The organism is Streptomyces tritici (genome assembly GCF_048500665.1).
In the GTDB taxonomy this organism is placed as follows: domain Bacteria; phylum Actinomycetota; class Actinomycetes; order Streptomycetales; family Streptomycetaceae; genus Streptomyces; species Streptomyces tritici.
In genome coordinates this window covers 2017358-2040599 of sequence record NZ_CP183183.1, presented here as the reverse complement: position 1 = coordinate 2040599, position 23242 = coordinate 2017358, and the positions used below count along the sequence as shown (strand labels likewise).

Sequence of the window (23242 nt, the reverse complement as noted above, 5' to 3'; positions counted from 1 at the left end):
GCCCGGCGCCGCCCGGGTGACGGTGCGGCGCGTGCCGGTCAGCCGGTGCCGCCTGGCGCGGCGCGCGCCGTCAGCCGTCGCCGCCCGGGGCCGCCCAGGCGGCGGCAAGGCAGGATCTTGTCGCTGCCGCCACGTACACCGCGGCCGTCAGCCAGACCCGGGCGTACGCGGCCGGGTCTCCCGGGACCATCCGGCCGAGTGCGTCGCGGTGGTGGTCGCCGGCCGTCTCGCGCAGCGCGCGGGCGCACTCCGCGCCCGTGCCGAGCCCCACCGCCCGCAGCCGGCGCGGCAGTTCGGCGTCGGCCGCCGCGCCGACGGCCCGGCCGCCCGCCACCGCCCGCTCCACGGTGCGCCGCAACAGGTCCAGCTCCAGCGGGAGCGCCGGGGCGGGGCCCGAGGGCTTCGGGGCCGTCGGATCCGCGGGCGGGTCCGGCAGATCCGTGCGGTGGAGCCGCCGCAGGCCGAGGTCCGCACGCCGCGGGGTCCCGGAACGGTCGGTCCACCCCACCGCCAGGACGTGCACACCCCCGGGCCGGCCGGGGACGAGCCGCGCGACCAGGCGTATGCGCAGACCCGGGTACCCGGCGAGGAGCCGCAGGTTCTCCGCGTACGGGAGCTCCGGGCGCTCGTCCGGGGCGTACAGGGCCACCGTCGGGCCGTCCGCCACCGCGAGACCCGACGCCGTGAGGGTGCCGTCCAGGAACAGCAGCCCCGCGCCCGGGCCTTCGGCGTCCGCGGCGGCGAACTGCTCGGCCGGCGACCTCCGCCACAGCGCCGCCGCGGGCTCCTCCGACCAGCCGGTCCCCCGTACGGAGACCGACCGCACGCCGGTCCCGCCGCCGATCCGGCCGTCGTGCGAGACGGCCGGCGCGGTCATCAGGACCGCGCCGCCCTCGCCCAGCTCCCGCAGCGACAGCGCGCAGCCGCCCGGCACCGGCGCGGCGGCCGCCTGCGCGACGCGCTCCGGGCCGCCGGGCCGGACGTCCGCCAGCGTGTACGGCGTCCCGTCCGGGGCGAGCGCGTACGTCGTGACGCCCGCGTAGCCGGAGGCGGTGACCACGGGCTCGGTGAACAGGCCGGTGAGCCGCAGGCTCTGGGTCGGGCGGTACGCGCGCCGCGCCGTCCCCGCCGCGTCGGCCGGGCGCCGCGCCAGCGCGAACAGCTCGGCCAGGTCCGCGGTGAGCGCGTCGAGCCGGAAGCCCGGGTCGTCCGCGCGCGCCTCGCCGACCCGCTGCGCGATGCGCAGCCCCACGGCGGCCACCCGGTGCAGCCCGGCGACGCGCGCCGCGTGCGCGGCCCGCACCAACTCGGCCCGCACCACCGCGCCCGTCCCTCCGACTCCGGCGACCAGCACCCGTTCCCCGACGCTCCGCAGCGCGTCGAGAGCCCGGTACCTGCCGGGCGACGACGGCGCCTCGTCCTCGGGGCCGGTCGCGGTCGAGCCCGGCCCGTCCGCGGCGGCGTCCTCGGGCACGCCCGCCGACGGGGGCGCGTCCTCCTCCGCCCCGCCGGACCCCTCGGCGTGGCCCGGGTCCGCGAGCGGCGCCGCGGAGAGGACCGCCGCGCGGTGGAGACAGGCGGGGGAGAGAAGGCAGCTGCACGTCGCCGCCTCCGCCGTCGCCACCACGCCGTCCGTCGTCACGAGGGTGACCGCCGTGTCCTCGCCGGCCAGGACCCGTACGCCCGCGCCGTCCGGGGCCGGTTCCACCGGCCAGGACGCCGCCTTCGCCACCGCCGCGTCGACGCGCTTGCGCAGCCGCGCGGGCAGCAGGTCCAGCGCGCCCGCCGCCACCTCCGCGGCGACCGGTGGCAGGGCCGTACCCGTCATCGCCGTTCACCTCCGATCCGCTCGCCGACCCAGCGGGCCAGCTCCAAGGGGCTCAGCGCCGCCACCGGCATCCCCGCCGCCACCAACTGTCCGGCGACGCCCGTCGAGTAGCGCGGCCGGCCCCGGTCGTCGAGCGAGGCGCAGCCGAGCACATGGCAGCCCGCCTCCACCAGCGCCCGCACCTCGCCGAGCAGCGGCGCCGTCGGACCGCCCTCCTCGAAGTCGCTGACCAGCACGACCAGCGTCCGCGACGGCACCGTCACCAGACTCCGCGCGTGCCGCAGCCCCCGGGCGATGTTCGTCCCGCCGCCCACCCGCACCTCCAGCAGCAGCCCCAGCGGGTCCTCGACCCGGCCCGACAGGTCCACGACCTGCGTGGAGAACGCCACGAAGTGCGTGCTCAGCGTGGGCACCCCCGCCAGGACCGAGGCCGTCAGCGCCGACCAGATCGTGGACGCCTCCATCGACCCGGACACGTCCACGACCAGGACCAGCCGCCAGTCCGACTCCCGCCGGGCCCGCGTCCGGAACACCGGCCGCTCCGGCACGACGGTCACCGCGCCCGTCTCCGGATCGCGCCGCGCCGTCGTCAGGTTGGCCCGCAGCGTCCGCGGCAGGTCCAGCGGGCCGCCGGGGCGGCGCGTCGGACGCGGGTGCGCGAGGCCCGTCAGCGCGGGGCGCAGCCGCGAGGAAAGGACCTCCGTCAACTCCCGTACGAGCCGGGCGACGAGCGGCCGCAGCCGGGCGAGCCGGTCCTCCGGGAGGCCGCCCGCGTACGACAGCACCGTGCGCAGCAGCTCGACCGAGGGGCGGGCGGCGTCCGGGTCCAGCTCCAGGGCGGCGTCCACCCGGCCGGCCCGCGCGGCCGAGGCGAGCACCTCCTCGCGCACGCCCGGCCCGAACAGCGCGGCCAGCTCCTCGGACCAGGCCCGCACGTCCGGGTACGACGGCTCGTCGCCGCCGCCCGAGCCGTACTCCTCGCCCCGCGCGCCCTCGCCGCGCCCCCCGCCGTACAGCTCGTCGAGCGCCGTCGCCACGCGGCCCGCCGGCCCGGACAGCCCCCGCGCCCGGCCGAGCAGCAGCCGCCAGCGCTCGCCGGGAGCCAGCGTCGCGTCGGGGCGCGGCGCCGGGGGCGCGGGTGGTGCGGGAGCCGCGTCGTCCGGCTGCGCCGGTGCCGAGGGGACGCCGAGCCCCAGAGCCTCCAGCGCCTCCCTGCCCGCCAGATCGGCGGTGGCGAGGCGCGCCGCCAGCGCCGGGTCGCTCACCGCGCCGCTCAGCGTGCCCGCGGCCACGCCCGTGCGGTCCTCCACCACCGCCAGGAGGCGCGAACGGGCAGCGGGGGAGAGGGTGTCGAAGCCGGCGCGCAGCGCCGGGAGCCGGGTCAGGAAGTCCCGGTCGGACAGCGACTCCACGCGCTCGACCAGCGGGTCCAGCGGGCCGGACGTCTCCAGCAGCGGGGCCGCCGCGAGCAGCACCCCGCCGAGGAACGCGGCCAGATCCGTGCGCAGTTCGGGCGTCGTCGCGCCGTCCACCCGGGACGCCAGCCGGACGCCGAACGCCGCCGCGTCGCGCTGCCCGAGCAGCACGCGGGCCGCGCCCGCCGCCCCCTGGACCAGCGGGGTGCCGTCGGCGTCCAGACGGGCCAGCGCGTCGGCCAGCCGCAGCCCGCCGCGCTCCGCGTCCGGGCGGCAGGCCAGCGCCACCAGCGCCCGGGCGTCCTCCGCGTCCGTGGAACCCGCCAGACCGTCCAGAGACCGGACGCCCGCCGCGCCCAGCGCCTCGTACGCCGCGTCCAGCTCCGCCTTCGCCCAGCCCTCCGGGAGCCCCGGCACCTGGCCGGCGCGCAGGGCGTCCACCAGGGCGAGGCCGTCGAGGAGTTCGGGCAGCGTGCCGGAGCCCGGCAGCACCGTCGCCACGAGCGCCAGCGCGTCCGCAGCGCTGTCCGGCAGCCCGCAGCCCGCCGCGTCCCGCAGAGCCTCCAGAGCCTGGGCGGCCGTCGTGCCGCCGGCCCGCTCCTGGGCGGCCCGGCGGCGGCGCAGCACGCCCTCCGCGGCCTGCTCCAGGGTGACCCCGTGCAGTCCCGCGAGGTCCAGCGAGGCCGCCGTCGCCGGTGTCCAGGCCGCCGTCCACCGCGTGGTCAACGCCTCCGCGCCGCCCACGCCCGCGACCTCGCCCGGCTCCGCGTACCGGACCCGGCACACCGCGAGCCGCCGCAGGGCGAGTTCGCGCCGGAGGTCCGGCTCGCTGCGGTGCGGGTCGAGCCGGAGCTCGCGCCGCTCGGCGGCCCCGGGGCGGGGCAGCGACAGCTCGTCGAGCAGCGCCTCGACGGCCGGGCCGAGCCCGGACCGCGGGGTGCCGGGCGCGAGCCGGCCCTGCCGGTCGCCGACGAGCGTCCGCTCCATCGCCGCCGCCACGACCCGGCCGCGGCCCAGCAACTGCCCCTGGGTGAGCACCGACTGCGCGGCCTCCGCCAGCTCGCCGCGCCCGGCCGCCGGGCGGCCCCGCAGCGCGGCCAGGTCGCGCGCCACCCGGACGACCTCGCGGGCGTCCGCGGGCCCGGAGGGATGCCCGGCCTCCCGGACGGCCGCGCAGATCCTCACGGCCGTCCCGAGCAGCAGCTCGTCCAGGGCCGCGGGATCGCCTCCGGCGCGGTACACCCCGTGCTGCCACTCCGGATCGCGGATCCCCGCCGGATAGCCGGACCGCTCGTCCAGCAGGGCGTACTGGTACGGCACCAGCGAGGTCACGACCTCGGCGCCCTCCCCGGCCGAAGGAGCGTCCCCGGCCGGGTGCGCCTCCCCGGCGGAAGGAGCTTCGCGGGCCTGGTTGCGCTCCCCGGCCGGGAACGCCTCGTCCGCAGCCGCGCCCGGCAGCAGCGCCGGCGCGTGGAACGCGCCGACCAGCGCCGCCGTCCGCCGCCCGGCGCAGTCCGCCAGACGGCGGCGCATGTGGGCCTCGCGGCGCAGGTCGTACGGGTCGACGGACGGGGTGTCCGTACGCAGCGCCCAGCCGACGAGCAGTGCGGCGCGCCGCAGCGCCTCCGCGGCCGCGCCCGGCGCCGACGACTCGACCAGCCGGTCCCAGAGGTCGTCCTCCTCGCGGCCCCCGGCCCGGGCCCGCAGCGCCTCGGCCAGCCCCAGGCGGGGGGCCTCGGTGCGGGCCTCCCGGCTCCGCGCGCCCAGCGGCAGGTCGAAGGGGATCACCTCCACCCCCGCCTCCCGGGCCCAGCGGATCGCCGCCAGCTCCGGGGAGAACGCGGCGAACGGCAGGAACACCAGCCCGCCGTCCGCCCCGTTGCCCGCGAGCGCCACCGGAGGCACGGTCTCCGGGTCCGCCAGATACGGCAGCCACGGGGCGAACTCCTCCGGGAGCTCCACCAGCAGCACGTCGGGCGCGGCCGCCGAGAGCAGCGCCGGCACCGCCGCGGCCAGCGCGGGCGAGTGGTGCCGTACGCCGATCAGATACGGCTCCCGGCAGCCCGCCAGCCGCTCCAGCGCCTCCCGCTCAGCCGAGCTCATCGCGCAGGTCCCACAGGGTGCGCCACAGCGCCGCACCGCTCTCGGCCCGGCGGCGTACCGGCCCGTCCCAGTAGCCGAGCAGGCGGGCGTGGTCGGCCGGGTCGTCCTTGCGGACCGTGCCGAGCAGATGGCCCGGCAGCGTGCGCAGCACGTCCCGGCCGTCGCCCAGGTACGCCGCGTTCAGCCCCATCGACGCGGCCACCTGCACCGCCTCCGCCGTCGACATCACCGTCGACGGCCGCTCGACCTCCCAGCCCTCCGCGCTGCGCCCGCTGCGCAGGTCCCGGAAGGCCGTCACCAGCGCCTCCAGGACCGCGTCGTCCACCGCGAACTCCGCCCCGCCCCGGGCCAGCGCCGCCGTCGCCTGCCGGCGCACCAGCGCGGTCTCCTCCGCGAGGTCGCCGATCGGGCCGACCGTCTCGAAGTTGAAGCGCCGCTTGAGCGCCGCCGACATCTCCGAGACGCCCCGGTCCCGCAGGTTCGCCGTGGCGATCAGCGTGAACCCCGGCGCCGCGTGGACCGTGCCGTCGCCGTCGCCGTCCCCGTCCGCCAACTCCGGGACCGCCAGCCGCCGTTCGGAGAGCAGGGACACCAGCGCGTCCTGGACCTCCGGCAGACAGCGGGTGATCTCCTCCACGCGGGCCACCGCGCCCCGGTTCATCGCCGTCAGCACCGGCGAGGGGACCAGCGCCTCCCGGCTCGGGCCCTTGGCCAGCAGCATCGCGTAGTTCCAGCCGTAGCGGAGCTGGTCCTCCGTGGTCCCGGCCGTGCCCTGCACGGTGAGCGTGCTGGTGCCGCAGACCGCGGCCGCCAGCAGCTCCGACAGCATCGACTTGGCCGTGCCGGGCTCGCCCACGAGCAGCAGCCCGCGCTCCCCGGCCAGCGTCACCACGCACCGCTCCACCAGCGCCCGGTCGCCGACGAACTTCCGCGCCACCGCCATCCGCCGGCCGTCCGGCGCGACCAGCTCCTCGTCGCCCGAACCGCACACGAACAGCACCACCGCGCGCGGCGTCAGCCGCCACGCCGGCGGCCGCGGACCGGCGTCGTACGCGGCGAGGAACTCCAGCTCCGCCGCGTACCGGTCCTCGACCAGCGCCACCTGCCGCGCCCGCGCGGCGCCCGTGCCCTCGCCGTACCCGCTCATCGCCTGCCTCCCCGGCCCTCGAACTCCACGTAACCCGGCGCGTCGCCGTCCACGACCCGCTGCCACGCCGCCGCGAACAGCGCGGCCACCGGCCGGTCCGGCACGACGAACGCGTACGACTCCGTCGGCAGCAGCGGCAGCTTCCACGTCTCCACGGGCAGCTGCGGCGACTTCGCCTCCTGCCAGCCGCCGGGCAGGAACAGCGAGCGGCCCGCCCGGGCCCGCTTGGCCTCCACGACCAGCTCCGTCGCGGCCAGTTCGGCGCGCGCCTTCTTCAGCCGGGCCGGCTTCCACCGCGTCCACTCGGCCTGCTTGCGGTCCGTAGGGTCGGGCAGCGCCAGCAGCATCAGGTACAGCGCCGCCGCGTCCTCCGACAGGCCGAACCGGCCCGCCGCCTCGGCGACCAGCTCAGGCACGCTGACGACCGGATGCTGCGCCGCGCCCGGAGCGCCCTCGGCCGTCACCAGCGCCTCGAACTCCGCGCTCAGCAGCGTCTTCAGGGTCTCCAGCCGGCCCAGGAGCCGCGCGGTGGCCTCGAGCACCTTCACCGTCGGGTGGTCCGGGTCGGTCAGGGCCGCCGGGCGCACCCAGACCTCCTCGTCCGCCGCGTGGTACGGCGTCGGACACAGCACCAGCCCCTCGGCGATCTCCACCGGCCCGTCGCCGTCCGCGCCGGTCCGCCCGGGCAGCCCGTAGTGCTCGCGCAGCCGCTTCGCCACCGAGCTGCCGTCCGTGGCCCAGTTCAGCTGCAGGTCGATCAGCAGGCCCGGGTCCGCGAGCCGCTCACGCAGCATCCGCAGCGTCACCGGAAGCACCGCCCGCAGCGGGTCGCCGAACGGCAGCCGGTACGCGAGCCAGGTCAGCGCGCGCGTGTAGAGGAACATCTGCTGGCCGTCCAGGAACTTCCCCGGCTCCACCGGCTGCAGCCGGCCCTCGACCATCCGCTGCGTCGTGCGGCCGGTCAGCTCCGGCTGCGCCTCGGGGTTGAGCGCGACCTCGGCCATCCGGCTCGGGGCCAGCTCCGCGCCCGCCCGGACCATCAGCTCCGGCGGCGGCACCCGCCGCCGGCCGCGCACCGCGACCCAGCGCTCCACGGACGCCGTGACGTCGAACCCGCGCTCCCACACGGCCGCCGCGTCCTCGGGCGTACGCGGCAGCAACAGGCCCGTGTACACGCGTCGTTCGTCGAAACCGAGGCCCTTGACGGTCTCCCGCGCGGTCTCCGCCTCGGCGACCTTCGCCCCCATCGTCGCCAGGATCTCGGCGGGCAGCAGCCCCTCCCGGCCCCAGCCGACCAGGCCGGGCATGCCGAGCAGCACCAGCGCCGCGCCGGGCTGCGGCACGCCCGCCGCCTCCCCGAACTCCGCGGTCCGCTCCGGCCGGTACGGCGCCGGCCCGCGCTCCTTCAGCAGCCGCAGCGTCTCGCGCAGCGCCGGGGCGCGCAGCGGGTCGTCCGGCGCGCCGACGACCTGGGACGCCGTCTCGACGAAGCCCTCCCACGCCCCGAACCGGCGCTCCGGGTCGTACTCGACACCCGTCCACCAGGCGTGCTCGTCCTCGATGCGGCGGCGGCCGATCACCAGCAGCGTGCGCCGGCCGTCCCGGCGCACCTCGCCCAGGTGCTCCCGCTCGTGCGGGTCGCCCTTGTCGTCCCAGGGCGCGCGCAGTTCGACGATCCGCAGCCGGCCGCGCGGGTCGACCAGGACCGCGTCGCCGTCCGCCTCCGGGGCCAGCAGCGCCTCGGCGAACTCGACCAGAGCCTCCCGGTCCTGCTCCTCGGTCAGCGGGGACAGCGCCCGCACTGCCAGGCTCGCGGCGCCGAGGCCGAGGAACGCCTGCCACGGCACACGCGTCTCGCGCACCGCCCCGTCGGCCTCCGGGTCCGCGACGGCGACCGACGGCGCCCCGCCGGCCTCCGGGGCCTCGCCCAGCACCTCCGCGAAGTGCCGCACGTTCGCCACCGTCGCGTCCGCGTCCGGGCCGTGCGGCAGCCAGGCGTTGGCGTACAGGTCGTCGGCCAGTCCGCTGAGCGCCGACATCAGCCGCCCGTCCAGGGCGTGCCGGGTCCGCTCCCGGACGAGCACCTTCTCCCGCGCGGGCGCGCGGCCCTCGGCCGCCCGCTCGCCCAGCTTCACCAGCCGCTCCGCGCACTTCGCGGCGAACTCCACGATCCCGGCCACACCGGCGACCAGGCCGGGGTGCGTCAGCTCCGGCAGCACCCGCGCCACCGCCTCGGGCGGCGCGGCGCCGCCGGCGACCGCGTCGATCAGCGCCCGCGCGTCCGCCGCGGTGACCGCCCGCAGCCGCGCCGAGCCGGCCTCGTCGCGGGGCCGCAGGGCGTGCCAGTACGTGACCGGCGGCACCAGCGCCGTACCGGCCGCGTACCGTCCGCCGCGGTCGCACAGGTCGTGCTTCGACAGCAGCACGCCGTCCGCGTCGTACAGCTCGACGTACCGGTCGAAGCGCACCGACTCGCGCGGGTGCAGCACCGCCCCGCCGGGCAGCCGCAGCGGCGGCAGCGGCACGCCCCGCATCAGGTGCACCACGTCCGCGCCGGGGTCGCCGGGCACGGCGGGACCGGTCGTCCCGTCCACCGAACAGGCCGTCATCTCACCGGACTTCGGGTCCCGGCGCACCCACCAGCCCACCAGGCCGTCCTTGCTGCCGAACGGCGAGGACTCCATGCCCGGCGCCGCCGGCAGCAGCCGGCACGCCCGCGCCACCGGCGTCTGTCCAGCCGCGCCCTCCAGGGCGGCGTCGAAGAAGGCGGGCGCGGCGGCCCGGCCGCGGCGCGCGGACGCCGGGTCGTACTCCCACCAGCGGCCCTCGTGCAGCACCCACACCGAGATGCCGTCCGAGGCCACCGCGCGGTGCTCGGAGGCGAACGAGGTGTCGCCCGCGCGGACCGGCCGGCCGCCGTAGCAGCGGCCGCCGTCCGGCAGCGCCAGCGAGGGCAGGTGGCCGTGGTCCCAGCTCTCCCGCAGGTCCCCGGACGGCTGGAACACGTCCGCCGGCCGGCCCGACCACACCGCACGGCGGTGGTCGCCGTACCCGGCCGCCACCAGCCACTGGCCGTCGACATGACGGACCGTCGGCTCGTCCCACGCGTTCCGCTGCTGCACCGGCAGCGACAGCGTCCGCCGCTCCAGGACCTCCTCCGCGCCGACGAGCACGACCTCCAGACCGAGCCGCACCGCCAGCGCCGGCCACGCGTCCGCCACCCGGTACCAGCGCTCGCCGCGGCTGCGCCGGCCGCCGGGGGCCTTGGGGTCGACCTCGCCGAGGCCGGCGAGGCCCTCCTCCAGGGCGGGCCAGCCCAGCTCGTCCAGCACGCCCGCGCGCAGCGTCCGCTCGAGCGCCGTCGCCGGCGAGTACGCCGTGATGCGGTCCACCGCCTCCGGGGCGGCGGCCAGCACCGCGGGCGAGGAGAACCGCGACAGCCGGGTCAGCAGCTCGTTCAGCTCCGGCAGTCCGAGCGGCCGCTCCAGGTCGTCGGCCCGGTCGGCGACCCAGCCGGCCAGCACCCCGCGCAGCGCCGGGTGCTCCACGATCTCCAGGAGCCGGGCGGAACCGGTGCTCGTCCCGGCGGCCTCCTCGACCGCCGTCCGCAACTGGGCGGCGAACCGCTCGTCGGCGGCGAGCGCCGTCAGATCGCGGCGGCCCGGCCGCTGGTCCCGCATCCACGCGTCCAGCGCGATCCTGACCTGCTTCGCCGGCGTCGCGACCGGCACGCCGAGCGCCAGACACAGGTCGAGCAGATCGATGTCGACCCCGCCGCGCCAGCCGCGCTCGGAGAACAGCCGCACCGGCGTCCCGTCCGCGATCAGCCGCGGCGCCAGCCGCTCCACCAGGGCCAGTTCGGCCTCGACGCGGCCCGGGTTCGCCCAGCCGCGCCGCCGGTGCCTCGCCCAGGCGCTCAGCCACTCCGCGGCCGGGACCGTGCCGTCCGTCAGCAGCTCGACCGCCCCGCAGGCGTCGAGCAGCTCCAGCCAGGAGGTGTCGAAGCCCTCCGGGTCCTCCCCGGTCACCGCCGGCAGCAGCGAGGCGAGCCGGCGGCGCACCGCCGCGTCCCCGGCCGCGAGGTCCCGCAGCGCGGGCAGCGCCGACTTCCAGAAGCCGGGCGCGGCCCGGTTCATCGCCCCCGTGGGCAGGATCTCGGCGAGCAGCGCGCACTCCTCGGCGCGCACGTCCCGCTTCGCCGCCTTCGCCAGGCGCCGCAGGTCCTCCAGCATCCCCGCGTACGGGGCGAGGCCCGCCGCGCAGCGCTCCAGCGACAACGCGCGGAAGTTCTCGTACGCCTCGGCCGCGCCGAGCCGGGACGCGAGGCTCTTGGCGTGCTCCCGCAGTGCCTTCGCGGTCAGCGCGCCGGCCCCCGCGAACTCCAGGAACACCTCCCGCACCCGCTCCTCGTCCACGGGCAGGGCGTGCCGCTGCTCGGCCGCGCGGGCCTTGCCGAAGAACACCGCCGCCTGCTGCTTCGCGTCGGCCGCCAGGAACAGCCGGGCGACCTGCTCGTAGTACGTGGGCAGGAACTGCGGCACCGAGCGGTCGAGCCGGACGCCGATCTCCTCGAAGCCCTCCTTCGCGAGCCCCGGCTTGGTCGCGACCTGACGCGTCAGCCGCTCCATCTCCTTCACCACGGCCAGCGCGTGGTGCCCGTTCGCCGGGTCGTGGACCAGCGCCCACGCCGGGAAGCCCAGCGACTGCCGGCGCACCCGGCCCACCGGCTCCGCCGAGCCGCCCGGCGCGAAGCCCAGGTACTCCAGGGCCAGGTCCTCGGCCGCCGCGATCGTCTCCGGCACGAGCCGCACCACCGGCCGGTCCTCCAGCGCCGGATGCGCGTACGACCGGGCGGTCAGCACGTTCGTGCCGTCCCCGGCCGCGCCCTCCGGCAGCACCGCCCCCGCCTGGAGCAGACCCTCTTCCTTCACGCTCATCGCGCGTCCCCCTCCTCGTCCACGACGCGGCCCGCGTACACCAGCGCCGCCATCCGCTCGCCCTCCGACCAGGCGACCGGCCCCACCTCGGCCGTCGGCAGCCGCCGCCCCGCCCGGTCCCGCCACTCCAGCGAGCCCGTCCACGCCTCCGCGTCCGGGTAGTCCTCGCCGAGCCAGTACGCCGCCTCCAGCGCCCGGCCGTCCTCCACCAGCGGACACACCGCGTGACCGCCGCGGACCCGGTAGCCGAACGACGTCGCCCGCGCCGTGGCGTGCCGCAGCTGCTCGAACCTGCCGCCCGCGTACGTCTCCACGGTGTCCTCGCCCCCGGAGCCGCCCGCCCCGTCGGCGTCCTCGCCCGGCGAAGGCTCCGGCCGCCGCCACACCTCGCGGAACAGCTGCTGGGCGCCCTGCTCCACACCGAGCTCCGCGGCGAACTCGCGCAGTTCCTCCAGCTCGTCCAGGAGCACCGGATGCGGTATCAGCACCGACTCCACGCCCTGCGCCGCGCCCAGCCGCACCGAGTCGCCGTCCAGATCCACCACACCGAGCCCGCGCTCCGGGTCCGCGTCGCGCAGGAACCCGGCGCGGGCCACGTCCGCCGCGCCGTCCGCGCCCACCGGCGCGACCACCAGGTCCGTCAGCGCGGCCCGCCACGCCGGGTCCGGCCACACCCGGGCCAGCAGCGCCACCGGCACCGGCAGGGAGCGCACCAGCCACGCGTCGACCTGCTCGCGGCACTCCTTCTCGTGCCGCTCCAGCCATTCGGCGAGCTGCCTCAGCCGCACGACCTCCGGGTCGTCCTTCAGCTTCGCCGGCACCTGCTTGAGCGTCCGCCCCTGTGCGTTCCGGCAGAGCACGCGGGTGCCCTCCAGCGTCACGGCGTAGCCGCCGCTCCCTGTCTCGATCCAGCCCATGGCGAGACCCCCTCCCCGACCTTCCGGTTCCGATGGCGATCACCCTAGGTGACCGGACTGACAACGCCCCTCCCGGTCCGGTGAGCCTGTGGAAAACACTCGTGACGCCCGCGCAACGGGCAGGCAACGTGCCGGGGCCAGGATCGGTCCATGACGGATCCGGACATCACCCTCGCCGACACGGCCCAGCTGTTCGGCCGGATCACCGACGAGCTCGGGACCCGGCTCCGGCAGGTCCGCCCCGCCGGACCGCGCGGCCGGGCCGCGCAGCCCCCCGCCCTCATAGCCGTCGCCCACGGCAGCCGCGACCCGCGCGCGCTGCCGGCGGTCCGGGCCCTGCTCGACCGGGTCCGCGAACTGCGCCCCGGCCTCGACGTCCGCCTCGGCCACATCGAACTGAACGCCCCGCTGCTGTCCGACACCCTCGCCGAGGTCACCGCGAGCAACCGCGAGGCCGTCCTCGTACCGCTGCTCTTCGGCCACGGCCACCACGTCACCCACGACCTGCCCGCCGCCGCGGCCGCCGCCCCCGAGCTGCGCACCCGCGTCGCCGCCCCGCTCGGCGCCCACCCCCTCCTGATCGAGGCCCTGTACGAACGCCTTGCCGAGGCCGGCTGGACCGCGGAGCACGAGGCCGCGCGCGACACCGCCGTGGTCCTCGCCTCCGCCGGCTCCCGCGCCCCCGAGTCCGCCGCCGACACCCGCCGCACCGCCGCTCTGCTGAGCGAGCGCCTCGGCGGCGTGCCCGTCGTCGCCGCGTACGCCTCTGCCGCCGCGCCCACCGTCCCGGCCGCGGTCCGCGCCCTCGCCGCCCGCGGCCGGCACCGCGTCGCCGTCGCCTCCCTGTTCACCGCCCCCGGCCTCTTCGCCACCCGCAGCACCGCCCAGGCCCCCTGGATCGCGGCCGCCCCGCTCGGCCCGCACCCCGCCCTGGCCCGACTGGTTCTCCACCGCTACGACCGCGCCCTGCACACCCCCCACACCGCCCTTACCGGACGAGAACTCGCCTCCGCCTAGCCCCGCCTGTCGGTCCCGCCGGTTACCTTCGGGGCATGGACGGCATCACGGACACCCCCGGCTACGACGAGGCGGCCATCGAGCGCTGGGACGCCGAGCCCGACAAACGCCCCGGGCGGACGGCCTTCCAGCGCGACCGGGCGCGGGTGCTGCACTCCGCCGCGCTGCGCCGGCTCGCCGGCAAGACCCAGGTCGTCACCCCCGGCACGAGAAGTCACGCGTGGGACGCCAGTCCGCGGACCCGGCTCACCCACTCCCTCGAATGCGCCCAGGTCGGCCGGGAACTCGGGGCCGCGCTCGGCTGCGACCCCGACCTCGTCGAGGCCGCCTGCCTCTCCCACGACATGGGCCACCCGCCGTTCGGGCACAACGGCGAACAGGCGCTCAACGACTTCGCCAAGGACTGCGGCGGCTTCGAGGGCAACGCCCAGTCGCTGCGCCTGCTCACCCGCATCGAGCCCAAGCGCTTCGTCGCCGGCCCCGGGAACGGCGCACCGGTCAGCGTCGGCCTCAACCTCACCCGCGCCTCCCTCGACGCCGCCACCAAGTACCCCTGGCCGCGCGGCGGACACCCTGCCGACCCCGGCTCGCCCAAGTTCGGCGTCTACGAGGACGACCTGCCCGTCTTCGAGTGGATCCGCCGCGGCGCGCCCGAGCACCGCAAGTGCTTCGAGGCGCAGGTCATGGACTGGTCCGACGACGTCGCGTACTCCGTGCACGACTTCGAGGACGGCCTGCACGCCGGCCACATCGACCCGAACCTGCTGTACTCCGAGCCCGAGCGCGCCGACATCTGGCGGGTCGCCATCGGCCGCTACGTCCCCGACGACACCGACCCGCAGGAACTCGCCGACGCCCTCGACCGGCTGGTCGACCAGGACTGGTGGCCGCACGGCTACGACGGCTCCGCCGTCGCCCAGGCCCGGCTCAAGGACGCCACCAGCCAGCTCATCGGCCGGTTCTGCCTCGCCGCGGAGGGCGCCACCCGCGCCGCGTACGGCTCCGGCCGGCTGACCCGGTACGCCGCCGAACTCGTCGTCCCCCGTGAGACCCGCAACGAGTGCGCGGTGCTCAAGGCGGTCGCCGACCGCTACGTGATGCAGCGCGCCGAACAGGAGGCGCTGCGGGCCGACCAGCGGATCGTCCTCGCCGAACTGGCCGAGGCGCTCACCGGCCGCGCCCCGCACGGACTCGAACCGCAGTTCCGCGCCCAGTACCTGGCCGCCGCCGACGACCGCTCCCGCAAACGGGTGATCGTCGATCAGATCGCCTCGCTCACCGACGCGTCCGCCCGCGCCCTCCACGACCGGCTCACCGCCCGCCGCCCCTGACGCGGACGCGCCCTGCGGCCCTCTTCCGCCCTCACGCTCCGTGCGGGACGCTCGCTGGAAGCGCCGGGGCGGTACGGCCCGTCCCCACGCCGGGAGGCGTAGCGTGGAACCGGTCGCAACGAGGAGGCATCAAGTGGTCGATGCAGATCAGAGCTTCGTCATCGTCGGCGGGGGCCTGGCCGGGGCGAAGGCGGCGGAGACGCTCCGCGCCGAGGGCTTCAACGGGCGGGTCATCCTGATCGGGGACGAGCGCGACCACCCGTACGAACGCCCACCGCTCTCCAAGGGCTATCTCCTGGGCAAGGAGGAACGGGAGAGCGTCTTCGTCCACGAGCCCGCCTGGTACGCGCAGAACGACGTCGAGCTGCACCTCGGGCAGCCGGTCACCGCCATCGACCGCGACGCGCACACCGTGCGCCTCGGCGACGGCACCGTCATCCGGTACGACAAGCTGCTCCTCGCCACCGGGGCCGAGCCGCGCCGGCTCGACATCCCCGGCACCGAGCTGGCCGGCGTGCACCACCTGCGCCGCCTCGCCCACTCCGACCGGCTGAAGCAGGTCCTCGCCGGCCTCGGCCGCGACAACGGCCACCTGGTGATCGCCGGCGCGGGCTGGATCGGCCTGGAGGTCGCCGCGGCCGCCCGCACGTACGGCGCCGAGGTCACCGTCGTCGAGGCCGACGACACCCCGCTGTACCGGGTGCTCGGCCCCGAGCTCGGGCAGCTCTTCGCCGATCTGCACACCGAGCACGGCGTCCGCTTCCACTTCGGAGCCCGGTTCACCGAGATCCTCGGCGAGGACGGCATGGTCCTCGCCGTCCGCACCGACGACGGCGAGGAGCACCCCGCCCACGCGGTGCTCGCCGCGATCGGCGCCGCCCCGCGCACCGCGCTCGCCGAGAACGCCGGGCTCGCCCTCGTCGACCGCGCCGACGGCGGCGGCGTCGCCGTCGACGCGAGCCTGCGCACCTCCGACCCGGACATCTACGCCGCCGGCGACGTGGCCGCCGTCCACCACCCGCTGCTGCACAGCCGCATCCGCGTCGAGCACTGGGCCAACGCGCTCAACGGCGGCCCGGCCGCCGCCCGCGCGATGCTCGGCCAGGCCGTCTCGTACGACCGGGTGCCGTACTTCTTCTCCGACCAGTACGACCTCGGCATGGAGTACTCGGGCTGGGCGCCGGCCGGCTCGTACGACCAGGTCGTGGCGCGCGGGGACGTCGGGAAGCGCGAGTTCATCGCCTTCTGGCTGCGCGAGGGCCGCGTCGTGGCGGGCATGAACGTGAATGTGTGGGACGTCACAGACCCCGTCCAGAAGCTCATCCGCTCCGGCGCGACCGTGGACCCGGAGGCCCTGGCGAACCCGTCCGTACCGCTCGACGGACTGCTCTGACCGCCACCCCACGGCCGGGCCGGACTGTCCGGGCTCACCCGTAGACTTCATGCGTGGCAGGCAGGATCAACGATGACGACGTGAAGGCGGTACGGGACGCGGTCCCGATCGACGCCGTCGTGTCCGAGTACCTCCAGCTCCGCAACGCCGGCGGCGGCAACCTGAAGGGACTGTGCCCCTTCCACGACGAGAAGTCCCCGTCCTTCCAGGTCAGCCCGAGCAAGGGACTCTTCCACTGCTTCGGCTGCCAGGAGGGCGGAGACACCATCGCCTTCGTCATGAAGATCGACCATCTCTCCTTCTCGGAGACGGTCGAGCGGCTCGCCGCCAAGGCGGGCATCACCCTGCGCTACGAAGAGGGCGGCTACAACCCCGGCCACCAGCGCGGCGAGCGGATCCGGCTGATCGAGGCCCACAAGATCGCCGCCCAGTACTACGTGGACCAACTCGGCTCCGCCGAGGCCGAGATCGGCCGGCGGTTCCTCGCCGAGCGCGGTTTCGACCAGGCCGCCGCCGCACACTTCGGCGTCGGCTACAGCCCGGCCGGCTGGGACCACCTCACCCGCTTCCTGCGCGGCAAGGGCTTCTCCGACAAGGAACTGCTGCTCTCCGGCCTCGCCCAGGACGGCCGGCGCGGCCCCATCGACCGCTTCCGCGGCCGGCTGATGTGGCCGATCAAGGACGTCGGCGGCGAGGTCGTCGGCTTCGGCGCGCGCAAGCTGCGCGACGACGACAACGGGCCCAAGTACCTCAACACGCCCGAGACGCCGATCTACAAGAAGTCCCAGGTGCTGTACGGCATCGACCTGGCGAAGAAGGAGATTGCGAAGAGCAGCCGGGCCGTGGTCGTCGAGGGCTACACCGACGTCATGGCCTGCCACCTGGCCGGCGTCACCACCGCCATCGCGACCTGTGGCACCGCCTTCGGCGGCGAGCACATCAAGATCCTGCGCCGGCTCCTGATGGACAACGGCTCGGCTCGCGTGATCTTCACCTTCGACGGCGACGCGGCCGGTCAGAAGGCCGCCCTGCGTGCCTTCGAGGACGACCAGAAGTTCGCCGCCGAGACGTACATCGCCATCGCCCCGGACGGCATGGACCCCTGCGAGCTGCGCCTCGCCAAGGGCGACGAGGCCGTCGCCGAGCTGGTCGAGCCGCGCACCCCGCTGTTCGAGTTCGCGCTGCGGCAGATCGTGAACCGGTACGACCTGGAGACCCCGGCCGGCCGGGCCGCCGCGCTCGACGAGGCCGCGCCGGTCGTCGCGAAGATCAAGAACATCGCCGTGCAGCACGCGGTCGCCGTCCAGCTCTCCGGGCTGATCGGCATCCTCGACGAGAAGTTCGTCGTGCACCGCGTCGCCCAGATCGCCCGCTGGCAGCGGGACCGCGGCGGCAAGGGCCCCGCGCCCGCGCCGAACCGGCGGCAGGCCCCGCCGATCCAGGCCCCGGCCGCCCCCGCCGGGCCCGCGCTCAACCTGCGCAGCCCCGCCCACCGCACCGAGCGCGAGCTGCTCAAGCTGGCCCTGCAGCGGCCGGAGCTGGTCTCGCCGGCGTTCGACGCGTACGGGATCGACGAGTTCACCGCGCCGCCGTACGCGGCCGTGCGCCAGTGCATCCAGATCGCGGGCGGAGCCACCGACGCCCCCGCCGACTACCTGGACACGGTCCTCCAGTCCGCCCCCGACGACACGGTCCGGGCCCTGATCCGCGAGCTGACCGTCGAGACGATCTTCGCGAAGTCGGTGGACGAGGTGTACGCGGGCGACCAGCTGGTCACCGTGCGGCTGCGCGCCGTCGACCGCCGGCTGCGCGACGTCCAGGGGCAGCTGGCCCGGCTCGGCGCGCACGGCGCGCCCGAGCAGGTGGCCGCTGTGCAGAACGAGCTGTGGGTGCTCACCCAGTACGCCCAGTCGCTGCGCACCCACGGCGCCGCCGCGCTCTGACGGGCCTCCCGGGAGCGGAAGCCGGGACCCCGGTCCGGGCGGAAGCCGGGACCCCGGTCTGACGTTCGGTCACCCCGCGGATTCAAAAAGTCACCGCACGCCCCTCGTGGCGGCGATGTGTCGTACCCCACACTGGGTCCGGTGCCTGAGCCCTCGGAGCCCCTGGAGGTCGCCCCCGTGCAGACCCAGACCCTCACCCCGGCGGACGTCGTGCCCGAGCAGCGCAGAGCGCCGCAGCCGGAGGAGCCGGCACCCGAGGAGCTCGTGGAGGAGGCGCCCGAGGCGGAGCCGGCGCCCCGCCGGCCGGAACCGGGCGGGAGCGGGCCCACCGGGGACCTGTTCCGCCAGTACCTGCGCGAGATAGGCCGGATCCCGCTGCTCACCGCGGAGGAGGAGGTCGAACTGGCCCGCCGGGTCGAGGCCGGGCTGTTCGCCGAGGAGAAACTCGCCCGCGCCCCCGATCTGGACTCCCGTCTCGCGCACGATCTGGACCGGCTGGTCGTCATGGGCCGGATGGCCAAGCGCCGGCTGATCGAGGCGAACCTGCGGCTCGTGGTCTCGGTCGCCAAGCGGTACGTGGGCCGCGGGCTGACCATGCTCGACCTGGTCCAGGAGGGAAACCTCGGCCTGATCCGGGCGGTGGAGAAGTTCGACTACGCGCGCGGCTACAAGTTCTCCACGTACGCGACGTGGTGGATCCGGCAGGCGATGTCCCGGGCGCTGGCCGACCAGGCCCGCACGATCCGCGTCCCGGTGCACGTGGTGGAGCTGATCAACCGGGTGGTCCGGGTGCAGCGCCGGATGCTGCAGGAGCGCGGCTACGAGCCCACGCCCGAAGAGGTCGCCGCCCAGCTCGACCTGCTGCCGGAGCGGGTCAGCGAGGTGCTGCGGCTCGCGCAGGAGCCGGTGTCGCTGCACGCGCCGGTCGGCGAGGAGGAGGACGTCGCCCTCGGCGACCTCATCGAGGACGGCGACGCCGCGTCCCCCGTGGAGTCCGCCGCCTTCCTGCTGCTGCGTGAGCATCTGGACGCCGTGCTCTCCACGCTCGGCGAGCGCGAGCGCAAGGTCGTCCAGCTGCGCTACGGGCTCGACGACGGGCGGCCCCGCACCCTGGAGGAGATCGGCCGGCTCTTCGGCGTGACGCGCGAACGCATCCGCCAGATCGAGTCGAAGACCCTCAACAAGCTGCGGGACCACGCCTTCGCCGACCAGCTGCGCGGCTACCTCGACTGAGACCGCCGCGCACCTGGCGGCCCGTCAGGCGTCCGTCCCGGGCGCCTCCTCCCGCCGCTTCTTCGCCGCGGTCTCGAAGGCCACGCCGACGGCGCTGCCGACGGAGATGCCGAGGGCGATGCCCAGGCCCAGGTTGTCGCTCAGCTGCCCGAGGCTGATGCCCAGGCACAGCCCGACGGGCATCCACAGCGCGATGCCCGTGCCCGGCTTCGCGGCCGGCTTCTCCTGCGTACCGCCGTTCTCGTCCGCCATGGCGTCCGATTCCCCCTTTGTCATCGTGGTCGTGGTCGTGGTGCGGTCAGTCGACCTCGGCGACGGCCTGCGCGAACTGGGCCGCGTACAGGCGCGCGTACGTGCCGTCCGCCGCCAGCAGTTCCGTGTGCGTGCCCTGCTCGACGATGGCCCCATTGTCCATCACCAAGATCACGTCGGCGTCGCGGATCGTCGACAGCCGGTGCGCGATCACGAAGGACGTACGGCCGTGCGCCAGGCGGGCCATCGCCTTCTGGATCAGCACCTCGGTCCGGGTGTCGACGGAGCTGGTCGCCTCGTCGAGGACCAGGATCACCGGGTCGGACAGGAACGCCCGCGCGATGGTGATCAGCTGCTTCTCGCCGGCGCTGACGCCCGTGCCCTCGTCGTCGATGACCGTGTCGTACCCGTCCGGCAGCGTCCGGACGAACCGGTCCGCGTGCGCGGCCCGGGCCGCCGCCTCGATCTCCGCCCGGCTCACCTCCCGCGAGGCGCCGTACGCGATGTTGTCGGCGATCGTGCCGCCGAACAGCCAGGTGTCCTGGAGCACCATGCCGATCCCGGCCCGCAGGTCCTCCCGCGACATCCGCGCGATGTCCACCCCGTCCAGGGTGATGCGGCCGCCCGTGACCTCGTAGAACCGCATCAGCAGGTTCACCAGGGTGGTCTTCCCGGCGCCGGTCGGACCGACGATCGCCACCGTCTGCCCGGGCTCCACCGTCAGCGACAGGTCCTCGATCAGCGGCTTGTCCGGCTCGTAGCGGAACGCCACCTTCTCCAGCGACACCCGGCCCTTGAGCTGCTCCGGCCGGTGCGACTCCGGGGCATCCGGCTCCTGCTCCTCCGCGTCGAGCAGTTCGAAGATCCGCTCGGCGGAAGCCACGCCCGACTGCACCAGATTCGCCATCGAGGCGACCTGCGTCAGCGGCATGGAGAACTGCCGGGAGTACATGATGAACGCCTGCACGTCGCCGATCGACAAGGCGCCCGAGGCGACCCGCAGACCGCCGACCACGGCGACCAGCACGTAGTTGATGTTCGAGACGAAGAACATCACCGGCTGCATCACACCGCTGTTGAACTGGGCCTTGAAGCCCGCCTCGTACAGCGCCTCGTTCTGCTCGGCGAAGTCCCGCGCGGACTCCTCCTGCCGGCCGAAGATCTTCACCAGGGAATGCCCGGTGTACATCTCCTCGACGTGCGCGTTCAGCTTGCCGGTGGACTTCCACTGCTGCACGAAGTGCGGCTGCGAGCGCTTGCCGATCCGCGCCGCCGCGACCACCGACAGCGGCACCGTCACCAGCGCGACCAGCGCGAGCAGCGGCGAGATCCAGAACATCATCACCAGCACGCCGACGATGGTCAGCAGCGAGTTGATCAGCTGGCCCATCGACTGCTGCATGGTCTGCGAGATGTTGTCGATGTCGTTGGTGGCCCGGCTCAGCACCTCGCCGCGCTTGGCCCGGTCGAAGTACGACAGCGGCAGCCGCGCCAGCTTCGCCTGGACGTCCTCGCGCAGCCGGTACACCGTCCGGTTGATCACCTTGATCGACATGCGGGTCGACACCAGCATCAGCAGACCGGCCGCCACGTAGATCACGAGGACCAGCAGCAGCACCTCGCCGACCGCGCCGAAGTCGATCCCCTGCCCGGGGGTGAAGTCGACGCCGGACAGCATGTCCGCCACGCCGTCGTCGCCCTGGGCGCGCAGCCCGGCGACGGCCTGCTCCTTGGTGACGCCCGCGTCCATCTCGCGGCCGATCACGCCCGCGAAGACCAGGTCCGTCGCCCTGCCGAGGATCATCGGGCCGACCACCGAGCCCGCCACGCTGAACACACCGGCGGCCAGCATCAGCCACAGCGCGCCCCGCTCCGGCGCCAGCTGCTTCAGCAGCCGCTTGCCGGAGCCCTTGAAGTCCATGGACCGCTCACCGGACTGGCCCATCATCATGCGTCCGCCAGGACCGGCCATCAGGCAGCCTCCGCCTCGGTCAGCTGGGAGAGCACGATCTCCCGGTACGTCTCGTTGTCCGCCATCAGTTCGTGGTGCCGTCCGGCGCCCACGACCCGGCCCTCGTCGAGGACCACGATCCGGTCGGCCTCACGGATGGTCGACACCCGCTGGGCGACGATCACCACGGTCGCGTCCGCGGTCTCCCGCGCCAGCGCCGCGCGCAGCAGCGCGTCCGTCTCGTAGTCGAGCGCCGAGAACGAGTCGTCGAAGAGGTAGATCTCCGGGCGCTGCACCAGCGTCCGCGCGATCGCGAGCCGCTGCCGCTGGCCGCCGGAGACGTTGGTGCCGCCCTGCGCGATCGGCGCGTTCAGGCCGTGCTCCAGCTTCCGTACGAAGTCCGCCGCCTGCGCCACCTCCAGCGCGTGCCACAGCTCCTCGTCGGTCGCGTCCGGCTTGCCGTAGCGCAGGTTCGTCGCCACCGTCCCGGAGAACAGGTACGGCTTCTGCGGCACCAGGCCCACCGTCCGGGCCATCAGCTCCGGGTCCAGCGTCCGCACGTCCACGCCGTCGACGAGGACCTGCCCGCCGGTCGCGTCGAACAGCCGCGGCACCAGGCCCAGCAGCGTGGACTTGCCGCTGCCGGTCGAGCCGATGATCGCGGTGGTCTCGCCCGGCCGGGCCACCAGCTCCACGTCCCGCAGCACCGGCTCCTCGGCGCCCGGGTAGCGGAAGTCCGCGCCCCGGATCTCCAGATGGCCGCGCCGTCCCAGCTCCCGCACCGGCTCGGCCGGCGGGACGACGCTGGACTCGGTGTCCAGCACCTCCTGGACGCGCTCGGCGCACACCTCCGCTCGCGGCACCATCATGAACATGAAGGTGGCCATCATCACGGCCATCACGATCTGCATGAGGTAGGCGAGGAAGGCGGTCAGCGCGCCGATCTCCATGGCGCCGCTGTCGATGCGGTGCGCGCCGAACCAGACCACGGCCACGCTGGAGACGTTCACCACCGTCATGACGGTCGGGAACATCAGCGCCATCAGCCGGCCCGTCGCCATCGAGACGTCGGTCAGCTCCTCGTTCGCGCCCCGGAAGCGCTCGCTCTCGTACGTGTCGCGGACGAAGGCGCGGATCACCCGGTTGCCGGTGATCTGCTCGCGCAGCACCCGGTTCACCGTGTCCAGCCGCTCCTGCATGGTCCGGAACAGCGGCCGCATCCGCTTCACGATCAGCGAGACCGCGATGCCCAGCACCGGCACCACCGCGAGCAGCACCGCCGACAGCGGCACGTCCAGCGAGAGCGCCATCACGATGCCGCCGACGCACATGATCGGCGCGGAGACCATCAGCGTGAACGCCATCAGCACCAGCATCTGCACCTGCTGGACGTCGTTCGTCGTGCGGGTGATCAGCGAGGGCGCGCCGAACTGCCCCACCTCGCGCGCCGAGAAGGACTGCACCCGCGCGAAGACCGCGGCGCGGACGTCGCGGCCGAGCGCGGAGGCGGTGCGAGCCCCGTAGTACACGGCGCCGACGTTGCAGGCGACCTGCACCACGGACACGGCGATCATCACCGCGCCGAAGCGCAGGATGTAGCCGGTGTCGCCCCGGACGACACCGCGGTCGATGATGTCGGCGTTGAGGGTGGGCAGGTAGAGGGTGGCGCAGGTCTGCAGGAACTGCAGCAGCACCAGCAGGGCGATGGGTTTTCGGTACGGGCCGAGGAAGGTCCGGAGGAGTCTTATGAGCACGGGTTCTACTATCGCCCGCGC

General features: G+C 75.4%; 13 protein-coding genes. 5 read left to right on the top strand and 8 right to left on the bottom strand.

The genetic code is table 11. The features are described from left to right. Positions 1 to 70 precede the first annotated feature (70 nt). The 5 genes from ACNJ93_RS09495 to ACNJ93_RS09475 are packed head-to-tail and all read right to left on the bottom strand — an operon-like array spanning position 71 to position 12347. The gene (locus ACNJ93_RS09495) at positions 71 to 1828 is read right to left on the bottom strand and encodes a hypothetical protein (RefSeq protein WP_418956925.1); all 1758 of its coding nucleotides are present in this window, start codon (positions 1826 to 1828) and stop codon (positions 71 to 73) included. Next, on the bottom strand, positions 1825 to 5346 hold the full coding sequence (locus tag ACNJ93_RS09490; protein WP_418956924.1) for a DUF5682 family protein: 3522 nt from the start codon (positions 5344 to 5346) through the stop codon (positions 1825 to 1827). Before ACNJ93_RS09490 ends, ACNJ93_RS09495 begins: the two co-directional genes overlap by 4 nt. After that, positions 5333 to 6493: an ATP-binding protein gene (locus ACNJ93_RS09485; RefSeq protein WP_418956923.1), complete on the bottom strand. Its 1161-nt coding sequence runs from the start codon at positions 6491 to 6493 to the stop codon at positions 5333 to 5335. The genes ACNJ93_RS09490 and ACNJ93_RS09485 overlap by 14 nt, the downstream gene beginning before the upstream one ends. Continuing rightward, positions 6490 to 11430: a hypothetical protein gene (locus ACNJ93_RS09480; RefSeq protein WP_418956922.1), complete on the bottom strand. Its 4941-nt coding sequence runs from the start codon at positions 11428 to 11430 to the stop codon at positions 6490 to 6492. The genes ACNJ93_RS09485 and ACNJ93_RS09480 overlap by 4 nt, the downstream gene beginning before the upstream one ends. After that, entirely contained in the window at positions 11427 to 12347 is a 921-nt protein-coding gene (locus tag ACNJ93_RS09475; RefSeq protein WP_418956921.1) for a DUF4132 domain-containing protein, read from the bottom strand. Before ACNJ93_RS09475 ends, ACNJ93_RS09480 begins: the two co-directional genes overlap by 4 nt. A 150-nt stretch (positions 12348 to 12497) precedes the next feature. Between ACNJ93_RS09475 and ACNJ93_RS09470 the strand changes: the two genes are divergently transcribed. The 5 genes from ACNJ93_RS09470 (at position 12498) to ACNJ93_RS09450 (ending at position 19264) form a co-directional block, all read left to right on the top strand. Further along, the gene (locus ACNJ93_RS09470) at positions 12498 to 13364 is read left to right on the top strand and encodes a sirohydrochlorin chelatase (protein WP_418956920.1); all 867 of its coding nucleotides are present in this window, start codon (positions 12498 to 12500) and stop codon (positions 13362 to 13364) included. 35 nt (positions 13365 to 13399) lie between these two features. Continuing rightward, complete coding sequence (locus ACNJ93_RS09465) at positions 13400 to 14695, top strand: deoxyguanosinetriphosphate triphosphohydrolase (RefSeq protein WP_418956919.1); 1296 nt, start codon at positions 13400 to 13402, stop codon at positions 14693 to 14695. Positions 14696 to 14828: 133 nt separating this feature from the next. Beyond that, positions 14829 to 16088, top strand: coding sequence for an NAD(P)/FAD-dependent oxidoreductase (locus ACNJ93_RS09460; RefSeq protein ID WP_418956918.1), 1260 nt, complete (start codon positions 14829 to 14831; stop codon positions 16086 to 16088). 53 nt (positions 16089 to 16141) lie between these two features. Beyond that, the gene (dnaG, locus tag ACNJ93_RS09455) at positions 16142 to 18031 is read left to right on the top strand and encodes a DNA primase (RefSeq protein ID WP_418956917.1); all 1890 of its coding nucleotides are present in this window, start codon (positions 16142 to 16144) and stop codon (positions 18029 to 18031) included. 117 nt (positions 18032 to 18148) lie between these two features. Further along, positions 18149 to 19264 (top strand): RNA polymerase sigma factor, encoded by a 1116-nt coding sequence (locus tag ACNJ93_RS09450; RefSeq protein WP_418956916.1) that lies wholly within the window; start codon positions 18149 to 18151, stop codon positions 19262 to 19264. Between the two features lie 24 nt (positions 19265 to 19288). On the opposite strand, the gene ACNJ93_RS09445 is transcribed toward ACNJ93_RS09450, so the two are convergent. From ACNJ93_RS09445 to ACNJ93_RS09435, 3 genes are read right to left on the bottom strand one after another with little or no spacing between them, the layout of a single operon-like run. Then, positions 19289 to 19540 (bottom strand): hypothetical protein, encoded by a 252-nt coding sequence (locus ACNJ93_RS09445; RefSeq protein ID WP_418956915.1) that lies wholly within the window; start codon positions 19538 to 19540, stop codon positions 19289 to 19291. A gap of 22 nt (positions 19541 to 19562) precedes the next feature. Next, positions 19563 to 21488 (bottom strand): ABC transporter ATP-binding protein, encoded by a 1926-nt coding sequence (locus ACNJ93_RS09440; RefSeq protein ID WP_418956914.1) that lies wholly within the window; start codon positions 21486 to 21488, stop codon positions 19563 to 19565. Further along, positions 21488 to 23221, bottom strand: a complete 1734-nt coding sequence (locus tag ACNJ93_RS09435; RefSeq protein WP_418956913.1) for an ABC transporter ATP-binding protein — start codon at positions 23219 to 23221, stop codon at positions 21488 to 21490. Before ACNJ93_RS09435 ends, ACNJ93_RS09440 begins: the two co-directional genes overlap by 1 nt. Positions 23222 to 23242: the final 21 nt, after the last annotated feature.